A 9,924-nucleotide genomic window follows, 5' to 3' on the forward strand; every position below is an offset into this window, starting at 1 on the left:
CCGGGTCCCTCGTGGGGCGCCGGCGGTCGTTGTTGTTCTACTTCACCTTGGTGGTGGCGAAGTTGTTGTTGGTCAGCGGGTTGATCACATAGCCCTCCACGTTGTCACGCAGGGCGGTAAACGTCTTCGGGTGGGCCATATTGATCCAGGGTTGGTCGTCATCGTACACCTTCATGGCCTCGGCATAGACCCAGCCACGCTCTTCGTCGCTGCTGAGGGTGCGCGCGCGGGTAATCAGTTCCTGGAACTTCTCGTTGCACCAACGGGCATAGTTCTCGCCGTTCTTCGCCGCCTCGCAGCTGAGCAGGGGGCCGAGGAAGTTGTCCGGGTCGCCGTTGTCGCTGGCCCATCCGGTGGAGACCATGTCGGCCTCGCCGGCTTTGGCGCGTCGCAGCATCTCGGCCCACTCCATCACCCGGATATCGAGCTTGATGCCGATCTGGGCCAGGTCCGCCTGCAGCATCTCGGCGGAGAGCCGCGGGTTGGGGTTGGTCGGCCCGCCGCCGTTGCGGGTGAAGAGGGTCATCACGGTGCCTTCCGGTACACCGGCCTCCTTCAACAGCGCCCGGGCTTTGTCGAGGTCGCGCGGCGGGTTCTGGATCATCACGTTGTTGCCCAGCATGGTATGCGGGTATGGATTGACTGCCTCGGTCGCGTTGCCCTTGCCGAACAGTTGGTCGATATGGTGCTGGCGATCGAGCGCCATGTTGATCGCCTTGCGTACGCGAACATCGCTCAGGTACTTGTGTTGGGTGTTCATGGCGATGTAGCTGGTCACCAACGAATCGATCTCGGCGACCTTGAGCGTTGGTTCGGCCTTGATCGCCGGCACGTCGTCCGGCTTGGGATACAGGGCGATCTGGCATTCGTTGGCGCGCAGTTTCTGCAGGCGCACGTTGCTGTCTGTGGCAATGGCGAAGATCAGGGCATCGGCTGGGGGCTTGCCACGGAAGTAGTCCGGGTTGGGCTTGTAGCGAACCTGGGCGTCCTTGTTGTAGCGCTGGAAGATGAACGGCCCGGTGCCTACCGGCTTGCTGTTCAACTCGCCGGTCTTGCCGGCCTTGAGCAACTGATCGCCATATTCGGCGGAGTAGATCGAAGTGAAGGCCATGGCCATGTCGCGCAGGAAGGGCGCTTCCGGTCGGGTCAGGGTGATCACCACGGTGTGGTCGTCGGTTTTTTCCACCGACTTGAGCAGGTCCTTGAAGGCCATGCTCTCGAAGTAGGGGAAGCCGACGCTGGTCTTGTCGTGCCAGGGGTGGTTCGGGTCCAGCTGGCGGTTCAGGCTCCACAGCACGTCATCGGCGTTGAAGTCGCGGGTCGGCGTGAAGTAGGGCGTGGTATGGAACTTGACGCCTTTGCGCAGGTGGAAGGTGTAGACCCGCCCATCCGGGCTGATGTCCCAGCGTTCGGCCAGGGCTGGCTGGATCTCGGTGGTGCCGGGCCTGAAGTCGACCAGGCGGTTGAAGATCGTCTCGGCCGCGGCATCGGCGGTGACCGCGGTGGTGTACTGGACGATGTCGAAGCCTTCCGGGCTGGCCTCGGTGCATACCACCAGCGGCTTGGCCGCAAGGTGAGTCGCGGCGCCGAGGATGACGGCCGCCAGGGCGGCACGTAGCGGTAGCGATGTCATGGAACCTCCCTGCAAATTGTTCCAGCATAGTTGCCGCGGCCCGCACGGGGCGGGCCGGGCATCCTGGCTCAGAGAATGTTGAACGGAATGGTGGTGACGATACGCAGCTCGTCCAGGCTGCCATCGGCCTGGGCCTTGCTGGCACGGTGCGCGGTGTAGGTGGCGCGGATGCTGGTGTCTTTCAGCGGCCCGCTCTGTACCGCGTAGCTGGTGCCGATGCCCCATTCATAATGGGTCTCGCCGTCCATGCCATTGACGTCATACGCAGTGCCCCGGTAATGGGTGCCGTCGATGCCCCAGCCGCGCGCGTTGTACACGTTGAACTTGAGCCCCGGCACGCCGTAGGGCGCCATGTTCAGCACATAGGAGATCTGCAGGGATTTCTCGTTGGGGCCGTTGAAGTCCGACAGCAGCGAGTTGGCCAGGTAGATGCCGTTGGTCTCGTGCAGGTAGTCGAAGTACTCGTTGCCGTTGACTTGCTGCCAGGAGGCGGACAGCGTGTGGGCCTGGTGGGTGAGGCCGAACGACAGGCTGTAGGTGTCGTTGTCGATCTGGCCCATCTTCCGGCTGCCGGCGTCCACGGTCTTGTAGTAGTTCAGGCCCGTGGTCAGGCTCAGCACCGCGCTGTCGCCCAGCACATGGTTGGCGCCGAAGTAGTACTGGTTCCAGAAATCCTCGACCTTGGTGGCGTAGAGGCTGGTGTTCAGGCTCTTGAACGGCTGGTAGTTCACCCCGATGGTGCTGGCACGGTCGGTTTCGACGCCAGTGGCGCTGTACTCGCTGCGGAACTTGCTCAGGCTCTGTTCGGTACGTGGCGAGACGCGGTCGAAGGTGCCCAGGTCGAACGACAGGTTGTCGAATTCGGCGCTGTGCAGGAAGGCACCCTGGAAGCTCGACGGCAGCGCACGGTTGCCGATGTAGGCCATCATCGGGGTATCGACCGTCTGGCGACCGACGGTCAAGGTGGTGTTGGACACCCGCGCCTTGACGTTGGCCAAGCCCATCTTGCTCCACTGGCCGATCACGTCGCCGTCGCTATGGGTGAGTGTACGGTTGTTCGGCCCGGCCACGGCGGCGCGACCACGTTCCAGGGCGATGGCATTGTAACCGGCGGCTTCCACGGCGAAGCCCACGGTGCCCTGGGTGAAGCCCGAGCTGTAGTTGAGGATGGTGCCCTGCACCCAGTTGTCGCGGCTGTGGGTGGCGTGGCGGGTGCCGTCGCTCTTGTAGTACTTGAACAGCGGCGCGCGGGTGGCGCGTTCCCGGGCGTACCAGTTGCGCGTGCTGCCGGTCAGGCTCTGGCCTTCGAGAAAGCCGCTGGCCTCGGCCTGCTCACTGCTGGACTTCAGGGTGATGGGCACGAAGTCCTGGCTGACAGGGTCGGCTTGTGCCGCGGTGGAAACTGCACTTATGGCCAGGGCCAGTGCGGTGATGGTTGTACGTCTCAAGGTGAAGCTCCCTTTCTGTTTTCTAGTTATTCCCGTGCCTTGTGGGCCGGGCATGTTGCGGTACAGCGGTACTGCCAGGTTTGCCGCGGGATCGCCGGGCAAATTCGGGGAACCGGTAGATCAGGCTGCTGGCGCAGACCGTGTAGGAGCGGGCTCGCCCCCGCGATCGAGGGCGAAGCCCTCGCCAGGCCGGCGCTTTGATGGATTCGGCCGGTTCGCGGGTCGCGGTCCGGTCAGTCGACACTCACACCGGAAAAGTCGTTACGCCCGAAGGGGCTGACCCGGAAGTCGTTGACCTTGGCGCTGATCGGCTGGTTGACCGTGGAGTGGGCCACCGGAGTGATCGGTACCTGTTGCTTGAGACGTTGCTGGGCTTGCTGGTAGAGCTGGGTGCGCTGCTCGCGGTCAGTGACCTGCTTGGCTTTCTTGACCAGCGTGTCGTATTGCGGGTCGCACCAGAAGGAATAGTTGTTGCTGCCGATGGCATCGCAGCTGTACAGGGTGCCCAGCCAGTTGTCCGGGTCACCGTTGTCGCCGGTCCAGCCGATCAGGGCGATGTCGTGCTCGCCGTTCTTCATGCGCTTGAGGTATTCGCCCCATTCGTAGCTGACGATGCGCACCTTGAAGCCGAGCTTGCTCCAGTCGGCCTGGAGCATTTCGGCCATCAGCTTGGCATTGGGGTTGTAGGGCCGCTGCACGGGCATGGCCCACAGGGTAAGCTCGGTGCCTTCCTTGACCCCGGCCTGCTTGAGCAACTGCTTGGCTTTTTCCGGGTCGTACTTGGCGTCCTGGATGCTGGTGTCGTAGGACCATTGGGTCGGCGGCATGGCATTGACTGCCGTTTGGCCGGCCTCCTGGTACACGGCCTGGATGATCGCCTGCTTGTTCACGGCCATGTCCATGGCTTGGCGCACCTCAAGACGGTCGAAGGGCGGATGCTGAGTGTTGTAGGCGATGTAGCCGAGGTTGAAGCCAGGCTTTTGCAACACCTGCAGCTTGTCGTCGGCCTTGACCGACGGCAGGTCCGCCGGGCGCGGATGCAGGGTGACCTGGCATTCGTTGCGGCGCAGCTTCTGGATACGCACCGAGGGGTCGATGTTGATGGAGAACACCAGGTTGTCGAGTTTCACGTCCTCCGGCGCCCAGTAGTCCTTGTTGCCTTTGTAGCGGATCTGCGAGTCCTTCTGGTAACGCTGGAACACGAACGGACCGGTGCCGATTGGTTTCTGGTTGATGTCGCTGGGGCGGCCCTGGGCCAGCAGGTGGTCGGCATACTCAGCGGAGAGGATGGAGGCGAAGCTCATGGCCAGGTTCTGGATGAACGCGGCGTCGACGCTGTTGAGGGTGAATACCACGGTCAGCGGGCCGGTCTTCTCGACCTTGGCGATGTTCTTGTCCAGGCCCATGCTGATGAAGTAGGGAAACTCGGTCGGGTAGGCCGTGCGGAACGGGTGGTTCTTGTCGAGCATGCGGTTGAAGGTGAACAGCACATCATCGGCATTGAAGTCGCGGCTTGGGGTGAAGGTCTTGTTGCCGTGGAACTTCACCCCTTCGCGCAGGTGGAAGGTATAGCGCAGGCCGTCTTCGGAGACCTCCCAACGGGTCGCCAGGCCGGGCTGGACAGCGGTGCCGCCACGTTCGAACTCGACCAGGCGGTTGTAGATCGGTTCGGCGGCATCGTTGTCGGTGGCGCTGGTGTACTGGGCGGTGTCGAAGCCGGCGGGGCTGCCTTCGGAGCAGAACACCAGATTCTTGGCGAGCAGGGCAGGGGCTTGGGTCATCAGGCCGAGGCCGAGCAGGGTGCTGAGGAGTGTGGCGTGGCGCATGGCGAGTCCTTTTTCCGTCTGTTTTCGCCGCAATGGGTTGAATCGCGGCAACAGGGGTCCTGTCCCGATGCGGGTGGCATCAGGAGGGCGCTGGTTGCTGATTGCGTTCGTGGCGCTGGGTTCGCCGCAGGCCGTCAAGCCTGCGGCGCAGGGGCTGGCGCTATTTCTCCACGCTCACGCCGTAGAAGGAGTTCAGGCCGAAGGGGCTGATCTTGAAGTCCTTCACCTTGGCGCTCATCGGCTGGTAGACGGTGGAGTGGGCAATGGGCGTGATCGGTACCTGTTCCTTGAGGATGTGCTGTGCCTTTTGGTACAGCTCGGTGCGCTTGGCCTGGTCGGGGGTGGCCTTGGCTTGCTTGATCAGGTCGTCGTAGGGCTTGTAGCACCACTTGGAGAAGTTGTTGCCGTCCATGGCATCGCAGCCATAGAGGGTGCCCAGCCAGTTGTCCGGGTCGCCGTTGTCACCGCTCCAGCCGATCAGCATGGCGCCTTGTTCGCCGCCCTTGGAGCGTTTGATGTACTCGCCCCACTCGTAGCTGACGATCTTGGCCTTGATGCCGACCTTGGCCCAGTCGGACTGGAGCATCTCAGCCATCAGCTTGGCGTTGGGGTTGTAGGGGCGCTGCACCGGCATGGCCCACAGGGTGATCTCGGTGCCTTCCTTGATGCCGGCTTCCTTGAGCAACTGCTTGGCCTTCTCTGGATCGTACTTGGCATCCTTGATGGTGGTGTCGTAGGACCACTGGGTCGGTGGCATGGCGTTGACCGCCAGTTGGCCCGCGCCCTGATACACCGACTCGATGATCTGCTGCTTGTTCACCGCCATGTCCAGGGCCTGGCGCACCTTCAGCTGGGCCAGGGGGTTGGGCTCGTTGCTGCCCTTGACCTTGTCCATCACGTTATAGGCGATGTAGCCGAGGTTGAAGCCGGCCTGTTCAGGCATCTGCAGCTTCGGGTCCTTCTTCAGCGGCTCGATGTCCGCCGGGCGTGGGAAGAGGGTGACCTGGCACTCGTTCTTCTTGAGCTTTTGCATGCGCACCGAGGCGTCGGTGCTGATGGCGAAGATCAGGTTGTCGATCTTCACGTCGTCGGGGTTCCAGTAGTCCTTGTTGCCCTTGAAGCGAATCTGGGCGTCTTTCTGGTACTTGCTGAACACGAACGGGCCGGTGCCGATCGGCTTCTGGTTGATGTCGGCGGCCTTGCCCTGCTTGAGCAACTGATCGGCGTATTCGGCGGACTGGATCGAGGCGAAGCTCATGGCCAGGTTCTGGATGAAGGCGGCGTCGACCTGGTTGAGGCTGAACGTGACGGTGTGATCGTCGATTTTCTCCACCTTGGCGATGTTCTTGTCCATGCCCATGTCGGTGAAGTAAGGGAATTCGGTGGGGTAGGCTTTGCGGAACGGGTGGTTCTTGTCGAGCATGCGGTTGAACGTGAACAGCACGTCGTCGGCGTTGAATTCGCGGGTCGGCTTGAAGAAGTCGGTGCTGTGGAACTTGACCCCTTCGCGTAGGTGGAAGGTGTAGGTCTTGCCATCCTCGGAAACGTCCCATTTGGTGGCCAGGCCCGGGATGACGGCGGTACCGCCGCGTTCGAACTGGGTCAGGCGGTTGAAGACGGTCTCAGCCGAGGCATCGAAGTCGGTTCCGGTGGTGTATTGGCCGGGGTCGAAGCCGGCAGGGCTGCCTTCGGAGCAGAACACCAGGTTGGTGGCTGCGAGTGCGGAAGGTGCGCCGGCGAGCAAGCCTGCGCCGACCAGAAACGGAATGACTGCGTGTTTTAGCATGGTGGCCTCATTGTTCTTTTTCGATTGAGGTGGCCTCGTGAGCCGACTTGCGGATACTTATGCAGGCGAGATTGCCAATGCAACAGGCAGAAGGATAGTTGGCGTCAAAATAGTGGGACCAACGTACATGGATGTCGCATCCATGTAACTTTGCCGCAAGTTGTACGTTTGCGATGGTTTTTTGCCAGCAATTTGCCGTTTATTTGTTGATTTGCAAGTCAATAGGAAAGTGCTTTAAACGCTGTGGGAAAGGTCTTTTGGAACTGACAGTTCCAGCAATGTGGGTAAACAGAGAAGCGACAAGCGTTGCACCTGTCGCTTCGCCTATAGGTCCGATCAGGGCATCTGTACTTCGATCAGGCCATCGGCATTCATGCTGACTTCGCTGGTGCCGGCCTCGATGTCCGGCGCTGGGGCTGCTTCGTCGGCCGCCATGGCTTTCATGGCCATCGGCGCACTACGCAGGTAGGGGCGTGGGTAACCGCTGCTGTTGAGGTTCAGGCTGACCACCTTGTAGCCTTTGCCACCCAATGCCTCGGTGGCCAGCTGTGCGCGGGCCTTGAAGGCATCGACGGCGTCCTTGAGCAGGGCGTCTTCGCTGGCCTTGCGGGTGGCCGGGGCGATGGAGAAATCCATGCCGCCCATCTTCAGGTCCTGCAGCAGTTCGCCGGTGAGCTTGGACAGGGCAGGGAAGTCGGCGCTTTCCAGGCGCAGCTCCGCGCGCTCGCGCCAGCCGGTGATCTTCTGGCCCTTGCTGTCGTACACCGGGTAGCTGTTGCGGCTGCCCTGACTGATCTTCACATCCTTGACCTGGCGCGCCTGCTGCACGGCCTTGTTCATGGTCTCGGTGATTTCCTTGGCCAGCTTGCCGGGGTCGCTGTTCTGGGCTTCGCTGTAGAGCGTCACGACCATCAGGTCGCGTGCCACTTCCTTGCTGACTTCGGCGCGCAGCGATACCTGGTTGTAGCGGGGCGCTTCGGCTGCCAGCGCCGGCAGGCTGGCCAACAGGCCACAGGACAGGATCAGCGCAGTGCTGCGACGAGGTAATTGCATGGTTGACTCCTTGGCAAAAAGAAAGCGTGGGGGCGATGTCCTTGCCACGCATGGCCCATCAGACCGGCAACAGTGTAGTGGGTTCCTAAGTGCCATCATGAACCTGTGACAAAGTGTGGCGCTTTGCCGCATTGCTGCTGTGCGGTGCCTGGCTTCGGTATACTCCAGGCGATTGTCCTGGAGCACTCATCAGGAGAGCTCATGCTCGCTGCCGTTCACCCGCTGTCCGCTACCCGCCAGAACCTCTGGCGCTTGACCTTCATCCGCATCCTGGTCCTGGCCGCCCAGGCCGGTTCCGTAGGCGTGGCCTACTGGACCGAGCTGCTGCCGTTGCCCTGGCTGTCGCTGGCGGCGACGCTGGCACTTTCGTCGCTGCTGTGCGCGTTCACGGCCTTGCGCCTGCGTCTGTCGTTGCCGGTCACCGAGCTGGAATATGCCTTCCAACTGGCCTGCGACCTGCTGATCCACAGCGCCTTGCTGTATTACTCGGGGGGCTCGACCAACCCCTTCGTTTCCTATTACCTGGTGCCGCTGGCGATTGCCGCGGTGACCTTGCCATGGATCTACTCGCTGGTGCTGTCGGGCATCGCGTTGGTGGCCTACAGCCTGCTGCTGGTGCAGTTCTACCCGCTCGAGACCTTGCCTATGGCGCGGGACAAGATGCAGGTCTACGGCATGTGGCTGAGCATCGCCCTGGCCGCCGGGGTGATCACCTTCTTCGCCGCGCGCATGGCCGAGGAGCTGCGCCGCCAGGAAAAGCTGCGCGCCGACCGGCGTGAAGAGAGCCTGCGCGACGAACAACTGCTGGCGGTGGCCACCCAGGCGGCAGGCGCCGCCCACGAGCTGGGTACGCCACTGGCGACCATGAGCGTGCTGCTCAACGAGATGCGCCAGGACCATACCGACCCGCAATTGCAGGAAGACTTGGAGGTGCTCCAGGATCAGGTCAAGCTGTGCAAGGAGACCTTGCAGCAGCTGGTGCGCGCGGCCGAAGCCAACCGCCGGATGAGCGTGGTGGAGCAGGAGGTGACCGCCTGGCTGGACGAGGCGCTCAACCGTTGGCACCTGATGCGGCCGGAGACCACGTACCGCTTCCAGCGCCTGCGCGACGGCGCGGTACCACGCCTGACGCCACCACCGGACCTGACCCAGGCACTGTTGAACCTGCTGAACAATGCCGCCGATGCCTGCCCAGACGACCTGGAAGTACAGCTGGACTGGGACGAGCAGGACATCATCATCAGCATTCGTGACCACGGGCCAGGCATTCCCGTGGCGATTGCCGAGGCGATCGGCAAACCCTTCTTTACCACCAAGGGCAAAGGCTTCGGCCTGGGCCTGTTCCTGAGCAAGGCCAGCGTGACCCGTGCTGGCGGCTCGGTGAAACTCTATAGTCATGAACAGGGCGGCACCCTCACCGAGCTGCGCCTGCCCCATGGCAAGCGAGGAGATGAACGATGAGCGAAGAAAACCTGGTCGAAGGCGAAGAGCTGCCGCACCTGTTGCTGGTGGACGACGACGCCACCTTCACCCGTGTCATGGCGCGGGCCATGAGCCGCCGCGGCTTCCGCGTGAGCACCGCTTCCAGTGCCGAGGAGGGCTTGGTGCTGGCCAAGCAGGACGTGCCTGACTACGCCACCCTGGACCTGAAGATGGATGGCGATTCGGGGTTGGTGCTGCTGCCCAAGCTGCTGGAGCTGGACCCGGAGATGCGTGTGCTGATCCTGACGGGGTATTCCAGCATCGCCACCGCGGTCGAGGCGATCAAGCGCGGGGCCTGCAACTACCTGTGCAAGCCGGCGGACGCGGACGATGTCCTGGCGGCGTTGTTGTCCGAGCATGCGGACTTGGATTCGCTGGTGCCGGAGAATCCGATGTCGGTGGATCGGTTGCAGTGGGAGCACATCCAGCGGGTACTGGCCGAGCATGATGGAAACATCTCGGCGACGGCGCGTGCGCTGGGGATGCACCGGCGTACGCTGCAGCGCAAGTTGCAGAAGCGGCCTGTGCGGCGCTGATCGACTCACCGGGGCGTTCAGTGGTTGGGGGGCGGTGATGGGGCTGCTCGAGGGTGTCAGAAATTTTGTGTTCGGGCATAACATGAGTAAGAGGTGCATGTATGCCAACCAAAAAGAAACCCCTGCGTGACCTGCCTAAAATCCCCAAAGAGCTGCTGGA

At 62.4% G+C, this 9,924-nt stretch carries 7 protein-coding genes; 2 read left to right on the top strand and 5 right to left on the bottom strand.

The features are described from left to right. Positions 1-37: 37 nt before the first annotated feature. From ACNFCI_RS21385 to ACNFCI_RS21405, 5 genes are all read right to left on the bottom strand, one after another. Entirely contained in the window at positions 38-1,633 is a 1,596-nt protein-coding gene (locus ACNFCI_RS21385; protein ID WP_368829962.1) for an ABC transporter substrate-binding protein, read from the bottom strand. Between the two features lie 68 nt (positions 1,634-1,701). Then, complete coding sequence (locus ACNFCI_RS21390; RefSeq protein ID WP_084854564.1) at positions 1,702-3,081, bottom strand: OprD family porin; 1,380 nt, start codon at positions 3,079-3,081, stop codon at positions 1,702-1,704. Between the two features lie 233 nt (positions 3,082-3,314). Then, positions 3,315-4,907 (bottom strand): ABC transporter substrate-binding protein, encoded by a 1,593-nt coding sequence (locus tag ACNFCI_RS21395; RefSeq protein ID WP_416768188.1) that lies wholly within the window; start codon positions 4,905-4,907, stop codon positions 3,315-3,317. 160 nt (positions 4,908-5,067) lie between these two features. Beyond that, positions 5,068-6,693, bottom strand: a complete 1,626-nt coding sequence (locus tag ACNFCI_RS21400) for an ABC transporter substrate-binding protein (protein ID WP_416768189.1) — start codon at positions 6,691-6,693, stop codon at positions 5,068-5,070. A 336-nt stretch (positions 6,694-7,029) separates the two neighbouring features. Continuing rightward, a complete protein-coding gene (locus ACNFCI_RS21405; RefSeq protein ID WP_224456821.1) occupies positions 7,030-7,746 on the bottom strand; it encodes an SIMPL domain-containing protein in 717 nt (238 codons plus the stop codon). Between the two features lie 201 nt (positions 7,747-7,947). Here ACNFCI_RS21405 and ACNFCI_RS21410 point away from each other — a divergent pair, with 201 nt between their 5' ends. Beyond that, positions 7,948-9,207, top strand: coding sequence for an ATP-binding protein (locus ACNFCI_RS21410; protein ID WP_084854560.1), 1,260 nt, complete (start codon positions 7,948-7,950; stop codon positions 9,205-9,207). Then, complete coding sequence (locus ACNFCI_RS21415; RefSeq protein WP_084854559.1) at positions 9,204-9,764, top strand: response regulator transcription factor; 561 nt, start codon at positions 9,204-9,206, stop codon at positions 9,762-9,764. The genes ACNFCI_RS21410 and ACNFCI_RS21415 overlap by 4 nt, the downstream gene beginning before the upstream one ends. Positions 9,765-9,924: the final 160 nt, after the last annotated feature.

Source organism: Pseudomonas sp. NY15356 (assembly GCF_048068175.1).
Classification (GTDB): domain Bacteria; phylum Pseudomonadota; class Gammaproteobacteria; order Pseudomonadales; family Pseudomonadaceae; genus Aquipseudomonas; species Aquipseudomonas putida_K.